Genomic DNA, 20,096 nt, shown 5'->3' with positions numbered 1-20,096 from the left:
CCCGACACGCAGTTCAATCAACCCTTATCCTAAAATCCAAATCCTTTTGAATAACCCTCCAAACAACCCGAACTGTCAGATCAACTCCTAACTATTACAGCTCTCCTTCCTTCCTGTCCGGCGTCAGCCCCCTCTGTTATTCGCGTACTCATGTACTCAAGTACTCAAGTATTCCCCCTCCTCCCCTTCCCCTCCTCCCTCCCCCCTGCAGGCGACAGCCCCCTCAAGTATTCAATTGCTCATGTACTCAATTGCTCAAGTATTCCACCTCCTACCATCACCCCTCCTCATCCGGCGTCAGCCTCCCTCTGTTCCTCAATTGCTCATGTACTCAATTATTCAAGTATTCCACCTCCTACCCTCACCCCTCCTCCCCCCTGCAGGCGTCAGCGTCCTCAGGTATTCAAATGCTCATGTACTCAATTATTCAAGTACTCCTCCTCTCCCCTTGTTAAACTCGCTCCTCCTCCCTCCGCAACGCTAATTCCTTTAGTATCTTTACGGCATGCCCTTTCAACTTCAGGCTCCCTACCAGCCCGCCGGCGACCAGCCAACGGCCATCAAACAACTAACGGAAGGCGTGCTGGCCGGCGACACGCACCAGGTGCTCCTCGGCGTCACCGGCTCCGGCAAGACCTTCACCATGGCCAACGTCATCCAGAACGTGCAGAAGCCGACCCTCGTACTCACGCACAACAAGACCCTCGTGGCCCAGCTCTATGGCGAGTTCCGGCAGTTCTTCCCGGATAACGCGGTGGAATATTTCGTGTCGTATTACGACTACTACCAGCCCGAGGCCTACCTGCCCACTACGGATACCTATATCGAGAAGGACCTCAACATCAACGAGGAGCTCGACAAGCTGCGCCTCCGCGCCACCACCTCCCTCCTCTCGGGGCGCCGCGACATCATCGTGGTTGCTTCCGTATCGTGTATCTACGGTATGGGTAACCCCACCGACTACGAGAGCGGCATCATCCGGATCCAAAAGGGCGAGCGCAAGTCGCGGCAAAGCTTCCTCCACGACCTCGTCTCCTCGCTTTATACCCGCACCACCATCGAGTTCAACCGCGGCACCTTCCGCGTCAAGGGCGATACCGTCGACATCAACCTCCCCTACCTCGACGTCGGCTACCGCGTCACCTTCTTCGGCGATGAGATCGAGTCCATCGAAAGCATCGACGTGCAGACCTCCAAGCGCATCGGCTCCTTCGACAACTGCGCCATCTTCCCCGCCAACCTCTACGTGGCCCCGAAAGACATTATGCGCGACGTCATCTACGAGATCCAGGACGAGCTCGCGGCGCAGGTGGAATACTTCAAGAGCGTCGGCAAGTTCATCGAGGCGCAGCGCATTAAGGAGCGCGTGGAATACGACCTCGAGATGATCCGCGAGCTCGGCTTCTGCAACGGCATCGAGAACTACTCGCGCTTCTTCGACCGCCGCAAGCCGGGTACGCGTCCCTTCTGTTTATTAGATTACTTCCCGAAAGACTTTCTCTGCCTCCTCGACGAGAGCCACCAGACGGTGCCGCAGATCTCCGGCATGTACGGCGGCGACCGCAGCCGCAAGCTCACCCTCGTCGACTTCGGCTTCCGCCTCCCCTCCGCCCTCGACAACCGCCCGCTCAACTTCCACGAGTTCGAGAAGCTCGCGCACCAGGTGATCTACGTGAGCGCTACGCCGGGTGATTATGAACTGGAGCAGACCGGCGGCGTGGTGGTGGAGCAGGTGGTACGCCCCACGGGCCTGCTGGAGCCGCCCATCGAGATCCGCCCCTCCGTAAACCAGATCGACGACCTGCTCGAGGAGATCGACAAGCGCGTGAAGAAGGGCGACCGCGTGCTCGTGACCACCCTCACGAAGCGCATGGCCGAGGAGATGGATAAGTACCTCGCTAAGATCGACATCAAGTCGCGCTACATCCACTCCGACGTGGACACGCTCGAGCGTATCGAGATCCTGCGGCAGCTGCGCCTCGGCACCATCGACGTGCTCGTGGGCGTGAACCTGCTCCGCGAAGGCCTCGACCTCCCCGAAGTGTCGCTGGTCGCGATCCTGGACGCCGACAAGGAAGGCTTTCTCCGCAACGAGCGCTCGCTCACGCAGACCGCCGGCCGCGCGGCGCGGAACTCCGAGGGCCTCGTCATCTTCTATGCCGACACGATCACCGAGTCGATGCAGCGTACGATCGACGAAACGAGCCGCCGCCGCGAGAAGCAGGTGGCCTACAACCTGAAGCACGGCATCACGCCCACCACGGTGCGCAAGTCGATCGAGCAGGTGATGGCGCAGACCTCGGTGCTCGACATCAAGGGCTACGACGAAAACTCCCCGCTGGCCGTGCCCGAGATCCCGGTGTCGAAGGCCGCCGACGACGGCTCCGAATACCAGACGATCCCCCAGCTCGAAAAGGCCATCAACAAAACGAAGAAGGACATGGAGAAGGCCGCCCGCGACATGGACTTCATGGAAGCCGCCCGCCTCCGCGACGAGATGTTCTCGATGCAGAAGCAACTGGAAAGCATGAAAGTGAAATAGCAATGTGCTAATGGGGTAATGTGCTAATGGGGTAATCCTGCATGCTGCGGTACAGGTTGTGCTGATGTTCATGAGTTAATTAGCTGATAGGCAGATCAGCGCAAAGCCGCCCGGAGTTCCGGCGGCTTTTTCGTGTGCGGTCATCGCTTTGCGTGTGGTACCCGGGGATAACCCCACCAGGCAGCCTCCCGGTGGGCGATACGCTCCCCCGCTAACAAAGGCCCGAGCAGCCATGCAGCCAGCGCTGGCGACAGGTAGCTTCCATGTGCCTTGATGACCTGGCCACCGGCGTAGATCGATAGGGAGAAGGCGGGGTTATACAGGCTTTCTGGATCCAGCGGGGTTTCGAACACCGGACCGGCTTCCAGGCGGCGAATCAGCTCCTGCTCCCGGGCCGGCGTCATGCGGATCTCGTCTGTGCCCTGGACGGTGGCCGCGTGCCCGGCACTGTCGCGTATATAGTAGCGGCTCAGGCTGTAGGAAAAAACAAGCGGCTTGCCGCGCGTGAAAAAGAGCAGCTTGCTGCCGCCCGTCGAATCGCCTGCGATCATATAATGAAGGTGAAGGGAATCCAGCTGCTGCCAGTTGATGCGGTACCAGGTCACCACTTCGTTACTTCCGCCGCCAATGAACTGCACCGGGCCTTTGGAGCGCAGGTGCGGCGTGCCGGTGCGCAGCAGCGTGTCGTGGAAAGGTGCATCCATAGGATCATTCGGGAACCAGGGTTTCGGACGCTTCGTACTGTCCGGCTCGAACCGCAGCTCGTGAGCGCCGGCAACGTACCGGCCTGTAGTCAGGTGCTCGGTGGAGTAATCGCCCTGGTCGTTGAGTCGGTAATACCGGAAGCGGCCGGCAGTATCCAGTTGCAGCACCTCATTGAGGGTACAGCAGTTGTCGTATCCGATATCGTCGCGAATGAGCGCCACGTACGTACCGGCGATCAGGCTGCGCTGGGCTTCGGCAAGGCCAGCAGAAGCACACAGCACAAGGATCAGGAAAACAAAGCGGGCCATCGTCAGGGGCGGTTGGTCTTTTAAAGATACGCCTGCCGAACCGTATCCACCGGAAAAGCCGCCCTTGATACCACCGGCATTCCCTTGGCTGGTGAGGTGGAACGAGGATGCGTGCGCGCCGGATACTGATCCGGGAGCCCTTGCCCCGGAGGGGCAATATGCCGGTAACCCCGGGCTTCAGCCCGGGGGTCAGGGACGCACGCGGAACAGCCGCCCCCTCGCAGGAGGAGACGTACCTACCGGCAAGGCCTATGCGCTAGAGGCCGGGTGTGGCGCCGCCCCAGATGCCAAAGGCCTTGAGCAGCCAGAGGATGACGCAGATGATCACCACCACGTTGAGGATGGTCTTGATGGTACCCTGCATCGGGATGAAGCGGTTGATGAGCCAGAGCACGACGCCGACCACGACCAGTACGATAACGATGTTGATGAGACTCATAGATGGCTTTTCATCCACCCATGCAAAGAGCGCGCCTGAGCAATGTGCTAATGTGCTGATGGGGTAATGGGGTAATGGAGGGAAAAGGTTTTGGGGGTTCTCGGGTTTTAGGGGTTCTCGGGTTTTAGGGGTTGGCTGGCGCACGCAACCTATCTGAACTCCTCTGAACCATCAACCTTCCAAAACCCTAAGAACCTTAAAAACCTCCCAGAACCTTTTCGAGCGCGGCGGAAACTTCCGCCGCGTGGGTAACGAGGCACAAGTGGCCGGCTCCCTCGATGCGGTGGTGTACCTCCGGCAGGTTGCGGATCGGGATGAGGTGGTCGTTGGAGCCGTGGATGCGTACGAGGCCGGGCGGCTCCGCCTCGTTGGTCCAGTCGAGGATGGCGCGGAGCGACCACTTGAAGTGACCGGGGTCGGCGTCGCCCTGCATGGCCCGAACGAGGTCGCGGGCAGTATCATCGTAAGCGCCGAGCAGCCAGAAGTGGATGGGTGTCGGCTGCTTCAGGAGGATGCCCGGGAAGAGCGCGTCGGCATGCAGGCGCCCGAGGGCGCGCTCATAGGCCGCAAGCTGACGGCGGGCCGTGGCGCTCGAGATGAGGATGGTGCGCGCTGCCGGCAGCACCTGCGCGATCTCGGTGGCCACCATGCCGCCCATCGAAAGCCCCACCAGCGCAAAGGGCGCGCTGCGGTCGATGCGCTCGGCCATCCGCAGCGCATACTGCCGGAGGTCTTCGCCCTGCTCCTGCGGGATCCAGTCGAGGTACACGATGCGGGCGCCTTCGGGGAAACGGAGCCGCCCGAACACGCGGTGGTCGGCGCCAAGGCCGGGAATCAGGTAAAGGGTCATTGGGTGCAAGGTAATGGGGGAATACGAACAAGGTTCAGGAGAGTTCAGGAAGGTTCAGTGAGGTTGGCTGGCGCCGGCAACCTTCCTGAACCCTTCTAAACCTTTCTGAACCTCCCAAAACTCCTACCTTGCCGGCTGCTAAACCAACTGACGTGCACGAATCGCCTGCCACCTGCCTCAATTGCGCTGCCCCGCTGTCGCCCGATTACACGTATTGCCCGGCCTGCAGCCAGCGCACGCGCCTGCACCGGCTGTCGCTGCACGAGATCGCCCATGAGGCCTGGCACTACTTCACCCATGCCGACCGGAGCATCCTCTCCCTGGTACGCAACCTCGCCACCCGCACCGGCGCCGTGGCCCGCAGGTACGTCGACGGCCGGCGCAAGGCAACCTTTCCGCCCCTCAACTTCTTCCTGATCGTGGGTACCCTTTTCGTGCTCGTGGCTTCTACCATCGCCCCGAAGCCCAGCTTCGACGTGCTGAAGGCGCACCCGGAGGTAGCCGCCATCACCGACTCGGTGAAGCAGGCGAAGTACATCATGGTCTACGAGCGGCAGCACCGCGTGATCACGTTCATGAGCAAGTACTCCAACGTGGTGAGCATGGTGGCGGTGCCGCTCACGACGCTGCTGTTCTGGCTGTTTTACCGGAAGGGCCGCTACAATTACGCCGAGCACCTCGTGGCAGGGCTCTTCATGGTCGGCTTCACCAACCTCGTGTATGCCTTGCTGATGGTGCCGGTAGCGGCGCTGCTGGGCGTGCGGCTGGGCGGCAGCGGGTCGCTGCCCCTGGTGTCGCTGCACCTGTGCCTGCAGGTGGCCTACGGCGCCGTTTTCTACTACTACTTTATCAACCGGCGCGGCGCCGGCGCCGCCTGTAAGGCCGCCTTCGTATCGCTGGCCGCCACGGCTTTCTGGTTCTTTCTCTCCGGCACCGCTATCGGCATCTATATCGCCACCGGCTTCAAAGCGCTGCGATGAAATAATGTGGTAATGTGCTGATGGGTTAATGTGCTAATGGCTGGCGCCAGCAACCTTCCTGAACCTCCTAAACCTTCCTGAACCCTCCTAAACCTTCTAAACCCCCTAAACCCCCTAAACCTTCCTCTTCCTCCCCCAAACCTGGAACACGCGTGGCAGGCTGATGATGCTGTTGGGGTCGGCGGTGAAGGCCTTCAGCTCGTCGAGGGTGGCCTGGAGTTCGCTTTGCGTGGCGAGGCCCTGGCGGAGCACGGCGCCGGAGATCTTGTCGAGCGTATAATAGCCCATCCACTTGCCGGGACCTTCGTGAAAGGCCGGCTGCGTTACCGAAAAGCCGATGTCCTCGAGACCGGCGTCGTGGAATAACCGGAACAGCCGCAGCCCGATGTCGGGGTCCTGCCCGTTGTTGCGGGCGGCCCTTACAAACAGCTCGAGGTAACGGGTAAACGCGCTGCTGGCGGGCGCGCAGTAGTGGCCGGAGAAATCGATGTCCTCCACGAGCACGAGCCCGCCGGGGCGGGCGGCACGGGCCATGCGTTTCAGCGTGTCGGGCGGATCGGTGAGGTGCGAGAGCAGGAAGCGCGCGTACACGACATCGAACTGTTGGTGGAGGTCCAGTGCCGTGGCGTCGGCGGTTTCAAAGCGGATGTTCGTGAGCCCTGCCTCCGCTGCATCCTGCCTGGCGAGCTCGAGCACGGTGGCGTCGAAGTCGGCGCCGGTAACGTTGCGGGCCAATTCACTTTGCGCTACGGCAATCGCCACGGTGCCGCCGCCGCAGCCGAGGTCGAGGAAGTGCCCGATCGGCTCCGGGTGCAGGCGCTGCAGGAGGCTCAGCGTTCCGGGATTGAGCACGTTGCCGAGCACCGCGAGGCGCTCTTTGCCTTCGGCGCCGCCGGCGATGATGTAGTTGGAGTGGGTCATGGAGGAGAGCACCTGTTTCGATGCCCGCGTCAAGGTAAGCACTCCGGCGTAAAGAAGGGAAGTATGGCAGCCGATTGTGAACATCACCCAACAACGGAGTCGCCGCAAAGCGGTCAGACGATGTGGAACCACTGTGGGTCCGGCACCTCGTTCCGCAGTACGTTACCGAGGGCATCAGCCAGCAGGCCTTCACAAACGCTGAAAAACGAAGCGATCGACATGTGGCCGCAGTCCTGTGCCACTTCGTCCCAAAACAACGTGTAATGCAAGATCCCCGGCTCCATCAGGGCTGTTGAAAAGGCTTGCGCCTCCCGTGTGGCGAGTGCACCGTGCAGCGCTCCCGGGTAAAGCGAAACAAGGGTTACCGATGCGCCGGCACCAGCAATGGCGGGGAGCACGCCGGGTCCCCAGCTGCGGGTGAGGGGAGCGGAGAGGTCGGCCAACACAATCAATTGATCCACCCCTTGGAGTTCAGACAGCACGGAGGTCAGGTGCGCTTCCCGCTCGGTATGCAACAAGCGTTGGTAATCCGGGCGGAATCGAATGATGTCCGCCGTTTCAGTGTACTGGTATTTGTCGGCGCCAAAGCGCACCGCTACGGCCGGCTCCTCAATAAAAAAGCTGTGGTCGGTGAAGAATGTGGGTGCGTCTTCATCCACTTTCTCTTCGGGTATTTCCAGCTTTTGAACTACCGACCAGCAATCCAGCACACAAAATTTCCAGTCGGAATGAAGCGGCTCCCATGCCTTCAGCGGAGCCTTGCTGCTGTTGCCAAAGCCTAATACTACTTTCGTCATGATACGATCAGGGCTGCACTTTGTTTTTGGGCTCGATCCTGTTTTCACACACAGCAGGCAAACCGTCCATTTCGGTCTTGAGCTGATTCACTGCGGCGGGAAATGCCTGAAGCGATTGATTCGATCTCTTCGTATTAAAAATAAAGAAAGCCGGGCGTGTAGCCCGGCTTTCCTGTTCATCCTTCCGTCACCGCCTTCTTTCTCGGCGTATGATCCACTATCAGCCCGAAGTCGCGGAGCTTCTACGGGTTCTTGGCATACACGCCGCCTGATAAACTCCGACTCTTAGTAACGGCGCCTAGGATGCCGCGGAGGAACCGGTTCCGCTCGGCATGGAGCGCCTCGGCCTTTTACTCTTCGTCCCGATCCCGGTTCACCACCAGCGGCTTGTAGTTCTTGTACCGCACATACTGCGCTTCCTCCTTCGGATCGCGGAAGATCACGGTTTCGTTGCCCCGCGCGTCGTACTCGCTCACGGTAAGCCCACCGCCCAGGTCCACGCTCGCAAACCGCTGCAGGCTGTCGCGGCGCAGGCGGAGAAAGAAGGTCGTGCTGGCGCCGTGCAGCGCAAAGGCGTCGAGGCAGCGGAGGTCGCGGTTGTAGCGCAGGTTGGGATAGTCGTCCGAATTCTTTACATAGGTCAGCGTATCGCGGCCGGGATGGTACACGAAGAGCCGGCGTACCTCGTTGCCGCCCCGCGCCGCCACGGCCGACACGTAGCTAAGGTCTTTATGACCGTCGCCGGTCAGGTCTTCAAGCCGGACCGCCGCCGGCAGCACATCGTCTTTCGGAAACACGTACTCGTTCACGAGGCGCCACCGGCGTCCCTCCCTGCGGAAGTAGCGGAGCACCACGAAATGACTGTCGGGCAGCAGGAAGTGCGTGAACCCGATCTTGCTGCGCCCCGGCCGTCCTACCGTGCTGCTATCCGCCAGCTGCTCCGCGATCGTGTCGGTTACATACTCGTCTGCCAGGCCCGGATAGGGCTGCTGCACCGGGCTGTCGGCCGGCGGCGGCACGGCAGGGAGCGGCGGCACGCGCGGCACCTCGCGGCAGGCAAGGAGCCCTCCGCAGAGAAGGCAGCAAAGCAGGAGTGCGGTACGCATAGACCCTTAAAAGGTACGAATACCTACAGCAGCTTGTAGAGCACAACGCCCCATACGACAGCCAGCGTCAGCAGGTTGACCACGTTGGCCAGGCGCGGCACGGGCACCACCGCGGAGAGGCGGCGGTTGTCGAGAACGCTCACCAGCGTCACCAGCGTAAACCAGGCGGCGATGGCCCAAAGCGCCACCGGTTGCCGTACGAAGCAAAGCGCGATCAGCAGCGCCATATTGATGGCTTGCAGCGGGCGCTGCGCCGCCAGGAACCGGCTTTGACGGATCACCGGGCCAACCCTTCCGAGCGCAGCCCGCAGGGCATCGGGGTCGCTCATGTCGGCCGGAATGCGGATCTCCGGCAATGTCGTGGACGTGTCGATCAGGTAGCCGCCACTGCGGTACTGCAGGATATAGCGCACATAGGGCGCTTCTACCCGCACCGGGCGGCCCGTGTGTTCGGTTACCAGTGTGCTTCCGTCGATGCCGATCCGGAAATCACCGCTGCGGTTCTGAAAGGCCTGGGTCATAAATTCCCTCAAGGTTACCGCATTTCTACGATACGGGGGGCGCCGTTCGGTTACTCCGGCTTCGCGGCAGCCCTACGGAGCACTACCTTGAACTCCGGCGCCTGATACCGTCGCCCGTCCACTTCGATGTTGATGTTGTAAAACATCAGCCATCCCCAATCGCCGATCCTATTGAAGAACGCCGGGTATTTCATCGGGTCGGCCTTCGGACCGCAAACCGTCACATCGACGATGTCGCAGCCGTCACAGTCTTTCATCACCGTAAAGCCGATCACCTTCGCCTTGCCCGGCGATCCGAGCTCGATGCCCTTGCGGAGGTACGCAGCATCCATCGTGGCGCTGTCGCGGAAGGGCAGGCCCTTGAGGTAGATCGGGTAGTTAATGGGCTTCAGGTCATGGCGGGAGCAGGAATCAGGACGCTGACCCGCGGCGCTCATCCCGCATGGGCCGATCGCTAACAGAAGGATCCATTTCATCATCCGGGAGTACGCATTTATCGAAAGCATCAGAAAAAAGGTGGTTACAAAAGGTTGACCCCGGGCTACAGGGTGGTTCGGTAAAGAGCCGGCGCCCGCTACCGCGCCCCGTGCCCCGGATGATAGCTCCGCACCGCGCGCTGCTGCACCTCCTCCCGGTAAAACGGTGCCTCCTTGAATTTCCCTTCGGCATAGCGCGGCGCCTGGTCGAAGTAGTGGGGCGAGGCGGGGTCGCCGCTCTGGCCGTAGGGGAAGATGGAGCGCACGCGCAGCTTCGGGCCTAGCTCCACCACCGCCACGTAGGTATTGCCGCTCGTGCCGTAGCCGTTGCGGGTGCCGTTGCGTGCCGCCGAGTAGGCGAAGAGCGAGCCCATAAAGCCGGGCATCGCTGAAGCGCTCGCCCGGGCGAAGGCTGGCAGCAGCAGGGTGAGGGCGAGCAGGCGCAACAGGTGGTTTTGGTTTCCGGTGCAGCAGGAAGATACGAAGAAGGCCGGAAGTACCTACGGGCGCCAGACAGGAATCCGGTAGCCTCTAAGTCCGGGAAACACTCCTACGGAGCTGCATGCACCCCCTCCCTTGGGGAGGGGGCCGGGGGGTGGGCCGGGTGGGCCAGCACATTGAACCCGAAGAGCCCGAGCAAGGCCAAGACCCAGATGGTGAACAGCAGCAGGCAGCGCGTCAGGGGCCAGCGGGCCACGGGGCGCCGTTCGGCGTAGGTGTCTTTCCAGCGGAACTCGCCGAGCGCGAGCAGCACCGCGATCGGGATGAACCCGAAGGGGGCGAGCTGGAAGGCGCTCCGCAGCACGTCGGGACGCAGTGCCGCCGGCAGCACGGCCCAGCAAAGGGCCTTCACCACCGCCGTGAGCACGCTCATCACCGTCATGGCCAGCAGCACCCAGCCGGGGAAGGGTGTGCGGAAGATCCGGTAAGAGAGGGCGAGGAGGAAACGCATTTCGAATGTGCTAATGGGGTAATGGGGTAATGTGCTAATGGGGTAATGGGGCTCTGCCCGCTATTGTCCTCCTGAGGGGAGCGGAGGGGCAGGGGCGCAAAGTAATTCAGTAACAAGCAGCTGCAGCCGTTAGTTGCCTATATGACAAACCGCCCCGGAGGGGCGGCCTGTCTGTAATACCTGGGCTTCAGCCCTGGGGCGGAGGGGCAACGGGTAGCTACCCGCGGACTGCTGCCCGGGGACTCCCTGGCGATAGGTGCTCAGGGCTGCTGGAAGCGGAGCATCGTGCCGTTGAGGCCGCAGGCCCAGCCGTGCTGCGGGTCGGTGAAGTGCAGCTCGACGAGGGGTTGCGCCGTACGGGCCACGAGCGTCCAGGTGGCGCCGCCATCGGAGGTGCGGAAGATCTTGTTCTGCACGGATACATAGCCGTTCTGCGCGTCGAAGAAATACAGGTCGGCGAGGCCGCTCTGGCTGGCAGTAATGCCCGGAAGCGACAGCGGGATGCGGGTGCTGCCGCCGTCGGTGGTCTTGAATACAAAGGAGCCGACCGTAAAAAAGCCCGTTTGCCCGTCGGGGAGGAAGTGGACGCCGCCGGCCGTGCCGCCGATATTCGATACGCGGGTCCAGGTGACGCCGCCATCGGTGGTCTGGTGTAGTCCGTCGAGGCGCGAGATCCAGCCGCGGTTCGCATCGAGGAAGAACAGGGCCGCGTTGTCGGGGATGTTGCTGGCGAAGCGGTGGACCGTATCGAAGGTGACGCCGCCGTCGGCGGAGCGCCAGAAGTGCTGCTGGCTGGCGGCGTAGCTGTGCGTGGCCGAAATGAAGAATACGTCGCGGAAACTGGGATTGCCGCCGCCGGTAGCCACCTGCGCGGTGCGCACGGACGAGCCGGGGTTGATGGTGCGGGTGAGTTCGTTCGACAGGTCGGCCACCACCGCCAGGCCGTTCCAGGCACCGATGTTGACGAAGGGGCGCGTGCTGCCGCCGGGCACGGTCACCGGCGTCCAGCTGCGCCCGCCGTTGCCCGAGTAGAAGATACCCATGTCGCTGCAGGTATAGCCCCGTAGCGAGTCGGTGAAGAAGACGTCGGCCAGGTTCCCGCCAAGGCCTGTGGACTGGCGGCTCCAGCCGGCGCTGAGCGTGTCGCCGGAGGCCGGGTTGTTGCCGCCACCGCCGGGCGGGTTCGGGTTGTTGGGATCTTGGGGGCTGTCGTCGTCGTTGCGGGAGCAGGCAAGGAGGGCCAGCGACAGGAGCGCGGTGGCAAGGAAGGTGCGCAGGTTCATGGTCGGTGTGGGTGTTTTGATTACCGTAATGATACGGAAAATCAAGTTCAGAAAGACTCAGGAGGGTGGATGGGCCCTGCCGGTGTTCCCGGGCTTCAGCCCAGCGCCACGCGGCGGAGCGGGAGGCGGCGGCCGTAGGTGAGCTGCCGCCACACCCACTCGAGCGGGCCGAAGTCGAAATAGCGGAACCACAGGTGGCTCCACGCCACCTGGAGGCAGAAGAAGGCCACGGCCACCGGCAGGAACACCGAGGGGCCCACCTTGCCACCCAGGCCGGCCCCGATGCCGTAGTAGAGCGCCACGCCGAAGGCCGACTGCGCGATGTAGTTGGTGAGCGCCATGCGGCCCACGGGGCGCAGCAGCCGCAGCAGCGGGGCCTCCGGGCGGCGTGCGTACCACAGCGCGAAGGCGGCGGCGTAGGCCAGCGCAAGCGGCGCGGTGTTCAACGCATACGTGAGCGTGTCGAGAAGACCGGCGGCGGCGGGAAGGCTGCGGCCGTCGCCCTCGGCCCAGGCATGGGCGGCGCCGGCCGGGAGGCCAAGGAGGAGGCCGAAGCGCAGCACCCTCCGGAACAGTGCCGTGTGGGCCTTCGGCTCCGCGTAGATGCGGTTGCGCCCGGCCCAGAGGCCCAGCAGGAAGAGGGCCAGCACTTTGGGCGCGCGGTTGCTGTCGAGGCGCAGCTGCAGGCTCCACCAGAAGCCGGAGCGGTTCCAGGTAAGCAGGTCGCCGTAGCGGTCATGCTCCAATGCCCACTGCCCTACGTTGGCCTCGGTAATGCCTGCGGCCGCATCCTGCGCCTTCGCGCGTTCGAGCGCCCAGCCCGACAGGTTCCAGCGCCCCTCCGTCAGCACCTTGACGGCATCGAACAGGAGCGGCGAAAGCAGCAGCAGCGCCGCCGTAAGCAGGAGCGTGCGGTCGGAGCAGCGGCGGAACAGGGGCAGGAAGGCGCCTAACACGGCATAGAAAAGCAGGATGTCGCCATCCCACAGCAGCAGCGTATGCGCTATCCCGAAGGCCGCGAGCACGGCGAGCCGCCGGTAGAAATACCGGAGGCCGCGGCCGCTGGCGCCGTTCCGCTCAAAGAAGATGATGGCGAAGCCCAGCCCGAACAGCAGGGAGAACAGCGAGTAGAACTTGCCGTCGATGAAGGTGAAGTGGAAGAAGCGCGCCCAGGTGTCGGTGACGGCCGTGGGCAGGGCCGCCTGCGCTGCCGGAGGCTGGAAGATGTAGAGCGACAGCACCGCTGCGTTGGCGATGCAGATGCCCAGCAGGGCAAAGCCGCGGAGGATGTCGGGCAGGTCGGCGCGGGGGCCGGGAGCGGGTGGGGGCATAAGCAGGGGTTGAGGCCGAACATCAAGGTACGAAATAGTGCCGGCCGCGCGCTTAGCCGTCGATGAGCAGCGAGTCGGGCGTGCCGTCGGTAAGCTCGAAGGTGGCCCAGTGGTGGATGGACCGCACCACGTAGCAAAGCGACCATTGCACCGGTCCGTCGCTCACCGCCGGCAGCGTGATCGTCTCGAGCTCCAGCTCGCGGTCGAAGTCCCGGATGGGCCCGGCCTCCCAATCGGCGAGCTGCTCATCGAGCAGGGGAATCAGCTTCGCCTTCAGGCTGTCGTAACCGGCTTCGAGGCTGCGGAAAAAAGCGCGTTGGGCCTCCGAGGGACCATCCGGCCCGGCCTCCATCGTTACTTCCACCGGCCGGCCGGCAAAGCGGGTGCGGCATTCGAGATAGCGGTCGCCCGGCTGCCGCGCGTCGAAAAAGGTCATCGTGCCGAACAGGGCGTCCTCGATCACTGGTCGTTGCTTTTTCCTGAAGAGTCCGAAGAAGGCCATGGTGAAACTTGTAGGGTTCAAAATAATGGTCGGGTGCTGCCGGTCCGGCTTTGCCCCGAACGCCGCGTCAATCCGGGTCGCCCAGGTAGTAGTACGGTACCCGTCTTCCCGCTAACTGGAAATTTATCGCGCTACGTTACCAGAACTTCCACCAGGGCTTGCCTGCCGTGGCGGTAGGGACGGCCGTGGGCACTGGGGGGAGGGGTTGTGGGCCATGAAGCTTCAGGTGGCGGAGCGTGGTCCACGGGGACGCCTCATCGATTTCCAATTCAAGACCGAAGTGGCGGCAATAAGCTTCGATGGCGTCATAGTCGAAGATGTAGCCGTGCGCCGTTTCGATGCCGGGCTCAGGGCCTTCAAAGGGCAGGGGGGCGCCGGCATTGACTTCGTCGGAATCGTCGCTCGAGCAGATCGCGATCTCCCGCAACTGCTCGCCCTTCTCGTAAAGCGCGAAGTAATAAGAGCTCGCGGTGCTCTGCGCCTGTACCACAATCACGCGCGTGGCAAGGTCGCGGGAAAGGGAGATGCCCCATTCGTCAAGGACCTCGAAGCTGTTGTGCGGCACTGCCGTCCAGCCCGGACCGGCGCGCCCCACCGCCAGGTGCGTCGGTGGCTCGGACGAGAAGGCCCGGAACGTACCGAGGTCATGGGGGTAAGGGCCGGTGCTCACGCCGAGTCCCGGTACGAGGTCGCTGATCGCTGCTACCACGCGGTCGGTGTCGTCGGTTGCTACGTATAAAGCGGTCCAGGTAGACATGGTCAGTTGTTTTTGTTGCGGGCCTTTTTCGATTCGATAAGATAGTGTTGCCACACGTCTCTCTGAAGTATACGGTTCAGCCGGTTGGGGGGATACTGATCGTGATCGGCCAGCAATAGTCCGGTAATCTCTGGTTCTTCGTTGCGGATCGCTTCGCGCAAATACATGCTGCTTCGTTCAAAGGCTTCGGGAAACATACCATGAGCCTGAAGGGTATCGAATTCGAAGTATTTGTGTGCCAACGATCGAAACTCGGGAAAGGAGTATTCGGAAAACAGGTCGCCCGCCGATTTCTCAGAATCGCGGATCGCGATCAGAACTTGTTTTTGCATAAGCAATATTGTGGTCTTCCAAAGTAAGCCCTCCCGATCACTCCACCAATGCGCTCTTTTTCACCCGGTAGCGCAGCACCACGAGGCCCGTATCGTAAGCCTGCGTGCCGGTGAGCTCCAGGTGCAATCGCTCTTTGATGCCGCGGAAGAGGGGCGTGCCGCCGCCGAGCAGGATGGGGTGCACCGCCAGCTGCAGCTCGTCTACGAGGCCCAGCTTCAGGAGGGAAGCCGTGAGCGCGGCGCCGCCGAAGAGCCAGAGGTCCTTGCCCGGCTCCGAGCGGATGCGGGCCACCTCGGTGGCCGTGTCGCCCCGCAGCAGCGTGGCGCCGTCGCGTACTTCGGTGAGCGTGCGCGAGAACACGTATTCCTTCATGCGCGGCAGGCCGCCGTTGTCGGGCATCGTGCACATCAGCTCGTAGGTCTTGCGGCCCATCAGCCAGCTGTCCACACGCGCCAGCAGCTCGTTGAGGCCATAGTCCTGGTCGGTAAGGCACCAGTCGTATTCGCCCTTGGGCCCTTCGATGTAGCCGTCGAGCGACACGGCAAGATTGAGGATGATGGAGCGCATCGGAAGAAATTGTAGGCCCTAATGTACGGCATGCAGGGAACGCGATCAGCGCAGGTATTGCGCAACGTCCTTCAGCGGAAACGTTATGATGGCGCCGCCCACTGCCCGGCAGGCCATCGGCACGTCCCATTCCACCGAGAACCAGATCGCGCCGTCATGAAAGGAGATGGCGAGGTCGTTCATCCCGTAGCGGGGCGGCGCCGCAACGCCTTCCATGCAATCGCGGGTGTTGCTGTCGGCCCGGAAGCCCTCCCATTCCTCCCGGATGCCGCGGTTGATACGCGCCAGCAGCTCGCCCTGCCGCCCGTTGAACACGCGGCTGTTGGTGGTGCGCTGCCAGCGGCCCTGTACCCGTACAAATACGGAATGCTCCCGCTCTACGTAGCGACCGGCATAGTCCGGAAACGCGGTCTCGATAAAGCGATACGAGCCCAGGTAGCAGGTCGTGCGAAGCACGGGATCCTTGATCTCCGGGTCGTTGCTCTTCACCTGCCGCTCGGTGCAGCGCACGCGGGGCGCCTGCGCGCCCGCAGCCGTCGTCAGCATCAGGAGGAAGAAAAGCATCAGGACATGCATACGACTTACTAATGATCCATTAAACTTGAGAGGCGCGCGCGTCGTTTAGCGAACTGGTCATTGCGCGTCCCACCGGCTGCAGAACAAACTTCGTGTCCCTAATTTACAGGACAATTTCTACCTGACAGGGGTTTCCGATAGCAGTAGCTGTATTGATCACTCCGCGTAACGGAGGAGATTGTCCCGAAGCTTCGGGACGCTGCGCTCGCAATGACGGCCTCCGGCCGTTGCAGGACACGCCTCACAACAAACGGCAAACCCGAACCTCATTTCCGCATCCGCTGCAGCGCACGCTTGAAAAAGGCCCAGGACTCTTCGAACACGTCGAGGTCCTTTGGGTACGCGTGGTCGCCGCCTTCGACGCGGAGCAGCGTCACCTCGGGCCGCCGGCCCTTTCGGTGGGTATAGCGCATCACCGACTGCCCGTTGGCGGGGTCGGGGTCAGGCACCGCCGCGGCAACCGGCTTGCCTTTATAGCCGGCGAGGCGCGCCCAGTAGTCGAGGCTGCCCCAGGTGGAGCGCACACGCCCCCAGGAGGCGCCGTTGATGGTCATGATGCCGCCTCCATCTGGGTTCACGCCGTCGGCGGTGCCGTTGGTGATGAGCACCGACACCGGCGTTCCCGAGGGCGTGCAATCGAGGTTGGAAGGATCGGGCAGGTTGGCCACGATGGCACTGATGGCGGGGAAGCGCCGCGGCAGGGTCATCGCCAGCTTATAGGCCATGTGCCCGCCTCCCGACAGGCCCACCGCAAAAGCATAGTCCTTCACGGTACCATAGCGCGATGCGAAGTGATCGATGAGGGCTTCGAAAAACGCCCCCTCGTTCACATCCTGTAGGTTGGCAGGGCTCGTGGCATAGCGGCGGCACTCGTTCCAGTAGCGGCCCCAGCCGTCGGGGTATACGAAGAGTACTTTCTCCCTGGACGCGCGGGCCTCGAGGCGGGCGAGGGGTGGCATCATGCCCTTGCCGTTGCCGCCCGACCCGTGCAGTACAAACACGAGGTGAAAGCCGCGCGAGGGGCCCTCCGGCTCGAAGTAATGAAAGCTGCGGGCGCGTCCCCCGATCAGCAGCGAGTCGGACATCATCGGGCGCTGCGCGCTGGCAGCGGCCGTCCAGAGCAGCAATAAGAAAAGCAGGCTTTGTTTCATGCGGGCGTTTGTTCAGGCGGTAGCCGGTTCCGCAGGCGCCGGCAGGGATGGGCGCTGCGGGTGGCTGTTGCGGGCTTATGCCGGGATCCATCAAAAATAAGCGGCAGCGGGGGCGGTCATTTCGGGTCCTGGATCCGCGTGGAGTGCATCATCCGGATCTTCCAAACTCCGTTGATGCGCAGCAGCACCACGCTTTCGAGCCAGCGTATCGTTTGCTGCTGGCCGGCAGCCGTGCTGAAGACAGCCGTGTTGTGGTAACTCGCCCAGGCACTGTTGCCCTGTTGCTCGGTGCGCAGGAAGGAGAAGTTGTTCTCGCGGCGGATGCCCCTCCCGCGCATGGGCGCCATATGGTGCAGTAAGGTGTCGAGCGTCCAGACTTCGCCTACTTCCAGCAGCTGGAAATCGCCGGTGACCGTGCTGCGCACGAGCGAGTCGTTCAGCTGCGACAAGCCTTCAAAAAAGCGGCGTACGGGGGCTTCGAGGGCGGCGTCCTGCGCAACGGCGGGGCTGGCCAGCGCAGACCATAGCAAAAAGGTAACCAGTGGTTTCATGATGAGGGATTGTGCTTTAAGATACGAATGCCGGCCCGTTCCGCCATACAGCCGCGTGTGCCGCGAAAGCTTCGGCGGGGTGAAACAGGCGGAGGAGCAAGGCAGATGGAACATACGTCATTCAGCATGATTTCATCGAGAAGATCAATGCATGCAGCCCATGTAGATCTCCGACTTCAGCACGAAAGCCCCGGGGCGCAGGGGCCGCAGCACCCGGAGCGCGCTGTCGGCGCCGGCCTTCGACTCGTAGATACCGGCCACTACGGCGATGCGCTTTTCGGGGGCCGCCGTATCGTAGAAGTCCAGGTACTCGAGGCTAAGGGTCGTGGTCGGGTAGCGGCGTGGGTAGTAGTCGCCGGCGTAAATCTCGTCCTCGTCGTTGTCGGGCAGGGCAATGAGCGCTTTTGCGGCGTTCCAGCCGCGGCCCATGGTGTCTACCTCCTGGCGCAGCGGCCCGCGCAGGTCCATCATCGACGCACGCAGCGGGGCATACTGCATGCCGGTATCCGCCACCAGCACGTAGCAGGTCACGTATTCGTTCCCGGCCGGCACCGTGGAGTCGGCAGCCCGCGGTGGTGCCAGGGCCGGGGTATCCGGGGCAGCGGAACCGGGGGCGGCCGCCACCTTCGGGGGCTCCGTAGCGATACGGCCTTCGCTGCCGCCGCAGGCAGCCAGCACGAACAGCAGGGTGTAGGGGAAAAGGCGTCTCATGCAGGATAAAGTTAGGAAGTCGTCCCGGAAGCGATCGCCCCGCCGCGTGTCGTGATCCGTGAGGAATGAAGCGTGAGGTAAAGTGTCCGGCAACAGAACTTTCCTCCTCGCAGTTTACTCCGCCCCGGCGGGGCCTGACGCTTTAAACTTCACGTATTCTCAGTGGCTGTTTGAGTGATTCACCATCTTGATAGCTAGCCGTGCAAGCACGGGAAGCGGGGCTTTCGCCCCTTTGCACTACGACACGACGGCGCTCCCGAAGCTTCGGGAGCGCCGTTGCGCGCAGAGGCCGCCTGCGGCCGACCATTTTAGCGCTTTTGGAAAGTACATTATTCAAATAACCGCTCAGGCCGCGCCCGATCTCAAAACGGCTTCCAGCTCTTCATAGCTCCCTTCGTGCACCGCCACGCACTGCGGAAAGCCGGCATCGGAGCTCCAGCGCTCGTAGCGGCGCACGGCGCGGGCCTCCGGCGCTGCCAGGAACCAGGCCCGCAGGGCGGCATCGCCGCTGTCGCGGAAGCGGTAGAGAAAGCCGCGGCGGAAGTCGGCGAGCGTCACCGCATCGCCTTTCGGAAACCCCCAGGCATCGCGGTATTTGGCAAAGACGGCCTTGCCCCCGAAGCCGGCACACTGGTCGCGGATAAAGGCGGCGCGGCCCTTGGCGGCATGGGTGCCGCCGCGTGCGAGCTCGGCGGCGAGGGCCGTATAAACGTCTGTCGGCTCGGAACCGTCGGCGCGGCGCGCGGCCAGCATCGGGGCAAAGGAGGGGAGTTGATCGATCATGGTTACGGGTGTCAGGGGTGAGGGGCGCTGCCTTCGGCCGGGGGCACGAGCACGTCGCCGAAGGTTTCGCCGGGGTAACGCTCTATGGAGCGGTCGGTGCCGAACTGAAGTCCCTTCTTCCGGAAGAAGCGGCGCAGCTCCTCAATCTTATCGCTGCAGGCGTCGCCCCAACGCACCTTGCCTGACGAAGGCTCGTAGTTGTGACAGTGAAAGCAAAGCAGGATCCACGCCGTTACATTGCCTGCGCGGTCGAGGAACACGAGGGCATTGCGCGGCACGAAGCAGCCCGTTACCGAAAGGATGTGGATCCGCCCTCGGTAGACGCGGTTGTAGAGCAGATCGGTGAGCGCGTCGGTTTCGGCGCGCGTCAGCGCCACGCTTTCCACGAGGCTGTCGCGCCGGAGGCCGCCGGCGCCTACCGGGTAGTTACGGCAATGATACCGGAACGACACGAGGCGCACCGTATCGGCGTTGCGGAACGGGTAGAAGCGGCGGCGCTGGGCGGTGGTATACCGCGCCACGTGGCGGCAGCGGGGGTCGCCGTCGGCACTCGTAGGCGGGGGCGGTGGAGGCGGCTCGCGGCGCGGCGCCTGCGCGCCGGCAGCCACGGTGCTGCCCAGTAAGAGGCAAAGCAGGAGGAGGCGTTTCATAGCGTGTCTTAAAGATAGGCATTCGCCCCGGCGGCATCAGCGTTTCCCGGTCCCCCCGGCACGGCGCTTCCGCAACAGCCCATACCAGAGCCCTGCGGCGGGCAGGGTGCAAAGCAGGGCGAGCACGAGAAAGAACGAATAGAATCCATATTCCTCGTTGCCCATCGTACGGCCGCGCGCCGAAAGAAAGCAGTCGATCACGACGCCCCACAGGAGGGCCGCCACCAGGGTAACGAGCAGGGCGAGTATGCGGGTGAGGGTACGCATCGATGGGTGAGCGGAGCGGTTGTGTGCGCTGCCGACG

25 protein-coding genes are annotated in these 20,096 nt (G+C 62.9%); 2 read left to right on the top strand and 23 right to left on the bottom strand.

Translation table 11 applies throughout. The annotated features are described in order from the left end of the window. Positions 1 to 505 precede the first annotated feature (505 nt). Entirely contained in the window at positions 506 to 2,542 is a 2,037-nt protein-coding gene (gene uvrB, locus ABD937_RS23055; protein WP_345258401.1) for an excinuclease ABC subunit UvrB, read from the top strand. A 140-nt stretch (positions 2,543 to 2,682) separates the two neighbouring features. Here uvrB and ABD937_RS23050 read toward each other — a convergent pair whose 3' ends face one another. The 3 genes from ABD937_RS23050 to ABD937_RS23040 form a co-directional block, all read right to left on the bottom strand. Continuing rightward, positions 2,683 to 3,555 (bottom strand): hypothetical protein, encoded by an 873-nt coding sequence (locus ABD937_RS23050; RefSeq protein WP_345258400.1) that lies wholly within the window; start codon positions 3,553 to 3,555, stop codon positions 2,683 to 2,685. A 256-nt stretch (positions 3,556 to 3,811) separates the two neighbouring features. Continuing rightward, on the bottom strand, positions 3,812 to 3,994 hold the full coding sequence (locus tag ABD937_RS23045; protein WP_345258399.1) for a Thivi_2564 family membrane protein: 183 nt from the start codon (positions 3,992 to 3,994) through the stop codon (positions 3,812 to 3,814). A gap of 196 nt (positions 3,995 to 4,190) precedes the next feature. Further along, positions 4,191 to 4,844, bottom strand: coding sequence for an alpha/beta fold hydrolase (locus tag ABD937_RS23040; RefSeq protein ID WP_345258397.1), 654 nt, complete (start codon positions 4,842 to 4,844; stop codon positions 4,191 to 4,193). Positions 4,845 to 4,996: 152 nt separating this feature from the next. Here ABD937_RS23040 and ABD937_RS23035 point away from each other — a divergent pair, with 152 nt between their 5' ends. Next, positions 4,997 to 5,824, top strand: a complete 828-nt coding sequence (locus ABD937_RS23035; protein WP_345258396.1) for a DUF3667 domain-containing protein — start codon at positions 4,997 to 4,999, stop codon at positions 5,822 to 5,824. 114 nt (positions 5,825 to 5,938) lie between these two features. On the opposite strand, the gene ABD937_RS23030 is transcribed toward ABD937_RS23035, so the two are convergent. The 20 genes from ABD937_RS23030 to ABD937_RS22935 form a co-directional block, all read right to left on the bottom strand. Beyond that, entirely contained in the window at positions 5,939 to 6,745 is an 807-nt protein-coding gene (locus tag ABD937_RS23030) for a class I SAM-dependent methyltransferase (RefSeq protein WP_345258395.1), read from the bottom strand. A 113-nt stretch (positions 6,746 to 6,858) separates the two neighbouring features. Further along, complete coding sequence (locus tag ABD937_RS23025; RefSeq protein WP_345258393.1) at positions 6,859 to 7,542, bottom strand: hypothetical protein; 684 nt, start codon at positions 7,540 to 7,542, stop codon at positions 6,859 to 6,861. A gap of 350 nt (positions 7,543 to 7,892) precedes the next feature. Further along, positions 7,893 to 8,648, bottom strand: coding sequence for a hypothetical protein (locus tag ABD937_RS23020; RefSeq protein ID WP_345258392.1), 756 nt, complete (start codon positions 8,646 to 8,648; stop codon positions 7,893 to 7,895). 23 nt (positions 8,649 to 8,671) lie between these two features. After that, entirely contained in the window at positions 8,672 to 9,169 is a 498-nt protein-coding gene (locus ABD937_RS23015) for a hypothetical protein (RefSeq protein WP_345258390.1), read from the bottom strand. Positions 9,170 to 9,219: 50 nt separating this feature from the next. Further along, complete coding sequence (locus ABD937_RS23010; protein WP_345258389.1) at positions 9,220 to 9,645, bottom strand: hypothetical protein; 426 nt, start codon at positions 9,643 to 9,645, stop codon at positions 9,220 to 9,222. Positions 9,646 to 9,743: 98 nt separating this feature from the next. After that, complete coding sequence (locus ABD937_RS23005) at positions 9,744 to 10,091, bottom strand: penicillin acylase family protein (protein ID WP_345258388.1); 348 nt, start codon at positions 10,089 to 10,091, stop codon at positions 9,744 to 9,746. Positions 10,092 to 10,195: 104 nt separating this feature from the next. Next, the gene (locus ABD937_RS23000; protein WP_345258386.1) at positions 10,196 to 10,597 is read right to left on the bottom strand and encodes a hypothetical protein; all 402 of its coding nucleotides are present in this window, start codon (positions 10,595 to 10,597) and stop codon (positions 10,196 to 10,198) included. A 260-nt stretch (positions 10,598 to 10,857) separates the two neighbouring features. After that, positions 10,858 to 11,880, bottom strand: coding sequence for a WD40/YVTN/BNR-like repeat-containing protein (locus ABD937_RS22995; RefSeq protein WP_345258385.1), 1,023 nt, complete (start codon positions 11,878 to 11,880; stop codon positions 10,858 to 10,860). Positions 11,881 to 11,975: 95 nt separating this feature from the next. Further along, positions 11,976 to 13,211 carry a DUF418 domain-containing protein gene (locus ABD937_RS22990; RefSeq protein WP_345258384.1) on the bottom strand — a complete coding sequence of 412 codons (1,236 nt, stop codon included), beginning with the start codon at positions 13,209 to 13,211 and terminating at the stop codon, positions 11,976 to 11,978. Between the two features lie 52 nt (positions 13,212 to 13,263). Beyond that, on the bottom strand, positions 13,264 to 13,734 hold the full coding sequence (locus ABD937_RS22985; RefSeq protein ID WP_345258382.1) for a hypothetical protein: 471 nt from the start codon (positions 13,732 to 13,734) through the stop codon (positions 13,264 to 13,266). A gap of 115 nt (positions 13,735 to 13,849) precedes the next feature. After that, the gene (locus ABD937_RS22980) at positions 13,850 to 14,470 is read right to left on the bottom strand and encodes a hypothetical protein (protein WP_345258381.1); all 621 of its coding nucleotides are present in this window, start codon (positions 14,468 to 14,470) and stop codon (positions 13,850 to 13,852) included. Between the two features lie 2 nt (positions 14,471 to 14,472). Then, the gene (locus ABD937_RS22975; protein ID WP_345258380.1) at positions 14,473 to 14,802 is read right to left on the bottom strand and encodes a hypothetical protein; all 330 of its coding nucleotides are present in this window, start codon (positions 14,800 to 14,802) and stop codon (positions 14,473 to 14,475) included. Positions 14,803 to 14,839: 37 nt separating this feature from the next. Then, positions 14,840 to 15,370 carry a dihydrofolate reductase family protein gene (locus ABD937_RS22970; protein WP_345258379.1) on the bottom strand — a complete coding sequence of 177 codons (531 nt, stop codon included), beginning with the start codon at positions 15,368 to 15,370 and terminating at the stop codon, positions 14,840 to 14,842. Positions 15,371 to 15,415: 45 nt separating this feature from the next. Then, positions 15,416 to 15,934, bottom strand: coding sequence for a hypothetical protein (locus tag ABD937_RS22965; protein WP_345258378.1), 519 nt, complete (start codon positions 15,932 to 15,934; stop codon positions 15,416 to 15,418). A gap of 278 nt (positions 15,935 to 16,212) precedes the next feature. Further along, positions 16,213 to 17,097, bottom strand: coding sequence for a CE1 family esterase (locus tag ABD937_RS22960; protein ID WP_345258376.1), 885 nt, complete (start codon positions 17,095 to 17,097; stop codon positions 16,213 to 16,215). A 116-nt stretch (positions 17,098 to 17,213) separates the two neighbouring features. Then, positions 17,214 to 17,648, bottom strand: a complete 435-nt coding sequence (locus ABD937_RS22955; RefSeq protein WP_345258375.1) for a hypothetical protein — start codon at positions 17,646 to 17,648, stop codon at positions 17,214 to 17,216. A 144-nt stretch (positions 17,649 to 17,792) separates the two neighbouring features. Further along, positions 17,793 to 18,359, bottom strand: coding sequence for a hypothetical protein (locus ABD937_RS22950; RefSeq protein WP_345258374.1), 567 nt, complete (start codon positions 18,357 to 18,359; stop codon positions 17,793 to 17,795). Between the two features lie 345 nt (positions 18,360 to 18,704). Continuing rightward, positions 18,705 to 19,142, bottom strand: a complete 438-nt coding sequence (locus ABD937_RS22945) for a hypothetical protein (RefSeq protein ID WP_345258373.1) — start codon at positions 19,140 to 19,142, stop codon at positions 18,705 to 18,707. 11 nt (positions 19,143 to 19,153) lie between these two features. After that, on the bottom strand, positions 19,154 to 19,792 hold the full coding sequence (locus tag ABD937_RS22940) for a hypothetical protein (RefSeq protein WP_345258372.1): 639 nt from the start codon (positions 19,790 to 19,792) through the stop codon (positions 19,154 to 19,156). A gap of 36 nt (positions 19,793 to 19,828) precedes the next feature. Further along, on the bottom strand, positions 19,829 to 20,059 hold the full coding sequence (locus tag ABD937_RS22935) for a hypothetical protein (protein ID WP_345258371.1): 231 nt from the start codon (positions 20,057 to 20,059) through the stop codon (positions 19,829 to 19,831). Between the last annotated feature and the right edge of the window lie 37 nt (positions 20,060 to 20,096).

This window comes from Flaviaestuariibacter amylovorans, assembly GCF_039541815.1.
Lineage (GTDB): Bacteria > Bacteroidota > Bacteroidia > Chitinophagales > Chitinophagaceae > Flavisolibacter > Flavisolibacter amylovorans.
Note: the sequence above shows the minus strand (reverse complement) of the source record. Positions and strands in the feature narration are given on the sequence as shown.

Excerpts from the sequence above, each read along its gene's own strand:
- ABD937_RS22945 (WP_345258373.1), bottom strand. The coding sequence starts at position 19,142 with ATGATCGATCAACTCCCCTCCTTTGCCCCGATGCTGGCCGCGCGCCGC.
- ABD937_RS22970 (WP_345258379.1), bottom strand. The coding sequence starts at position 15,370 with ATGCGCTCCATCATCCTCAATCTTGCCGTGTCGCTCGACGGCTACATC.
- ABD937_RS22940 (WP_345258372.1), bottom strand. The coding sequence starts at position 19,792 with ATGAAACGCCTCCTCCTGCTTTGCCTCTTACTGGGCAGCACCGTGGCT.
- ABD937_RS23000 (WP_345258386.1), bottom strand. The coding sequence starts at position 10,597 with ATGCGTTTCCTCCTCGCCCTCTCTTACCGGATCTTCCGCACACCCTTC.
- ABD937_RS22995 (WP_345258385.1), bottom strand. The coding sequence starts at position 11,880 with ATGAACCTGCGCACCTTCCTTGCCACCGCGCTCCTGTCGCTGGCCCTC.
- ABD937_RS22965 (WP_345258378.1), bottom strand. The coding sequence starts at position 15,934 with ATGCTTTTCTTCCTCCTGATGCTGACGACGGCTGCGGGCGCGCAGGCG.
- ABD937_RS23050 (WP_345258400.1), bottom strand. The coding sequence starts at position 3,555 with ATGGCCCGCTTTGTTTTCCTGATCCTTGTGCTGTGTGCTTCTGCTGGC.
- ABD937_RS22935 (WP_345258371.1), bottom strand. The coding sequence starts at position 20,059 with ATGCGTACCCTCACCCGCATACTCGCCCTGCTCGTTACCCTGGTGGCG.
- ABD937_RS22980 (WP_345258381.1), bottom strand. The coding sequence starts at position 14,470 with ATGTCTACCTGGACCGCTTTATACGTAGCAACCGACGACACCGACCGC.
- ABD937_RS22990 (WP_345258384.1), bottom strand. The coding sequence starts at position 13,211 with ATGCCCCCACCCGCTCCCGGCCCCCGCGCCGACCTGCCCGACATCCTC.
- ABD937_RS22955 (WP_345258375.1), bottom strand. The coding sequence starts at position 17,648 with ATGAAACCACTGGTTACCTTTTTGCTATGGTCTGCGCTGGCCAGCCCC.
- ABD937_RS22960 (WP_345258376.1), bottom strand. The coding sequence starts at position 17,097 with ATGAAACAAAGCCTGCTTTTCTTATTGCTGCTCTGGACGGCCGCTGCC.
- uvrB (WP_345258401.1), top strand. The coding sequence starts at position 506 with ATGCCCTTTCAACTTCAGGCTCCCTACCAGCCCGCCGGCGACCAGCCA.
- ABD937_RS23020 (WP_345258392.1), bottom strand. The coding sequence starts at position 8,648 with ATGCGTACCGCACTCCTGCTTTGCTGCCTTCTCTGCGGAGGGCTCCTT.
- ABD937_RS23030 (WP_345258395.1), bottom strand. The coding sequence starts at position 6,745 with ATGACCCACTCCAACTACATCATCGCCGGCGGCGCCGAAGGCAAAGAG.
- ABD937_RS23040 (WP_345258397.1), bottom strand. The coding sequence starts at position 4,844 with ATGACCCTTTACCTGATTCCCGGCCTTGGCGCCGACCACCGCGTGTTC.
- ABD937_RS23025 (WP_345258393.1), bottom strand. The coding sequence starts at position 7,542 with ATGACGAAAGTAGTATTAGGCTTTGGCAACAGCAGCAAGGCTCCGCTG.
- ABD937_RS23015 (WP_345258390.1), bottom strand. The coding sequence starts at position 9,169 with ATGACCCAGGCCTTTCAGAACCGCAGCGGTGATTTCCGGATCGGCATC.
- ABD937_RS22950 (WP_345258374.1), bottom strand. The coding sequence starts at position 18,359 with ATGAGACGCCTTTTCCCCTACACCCTGCTGTTCGTGCTGGCTGCCTGC.
- ABD937_RS23045 (WP_345258399.1), bottom strand. The coding sequence starts at position 3,994 with ATGAGTCTCATCAACATCGTTATCGTACTGGTCGTGGTCGGCGTCGTG.
- ABD937_RS23010 (WP_345258389.1), bottom strand. The coding sequence starts at position 9,645 with ATGAAATGGATCCTTCTGTTAGCGATCGGCCCATGCGGGATGAGCGCC.
- ABD937_RS22975 (WP_345258380.1), bottom strand. The coding sequence starts at position 14,802 with ATGCAAAAACAAGTTCTGATCGCGATCCGCGATTCTGAGAAATCGGCG.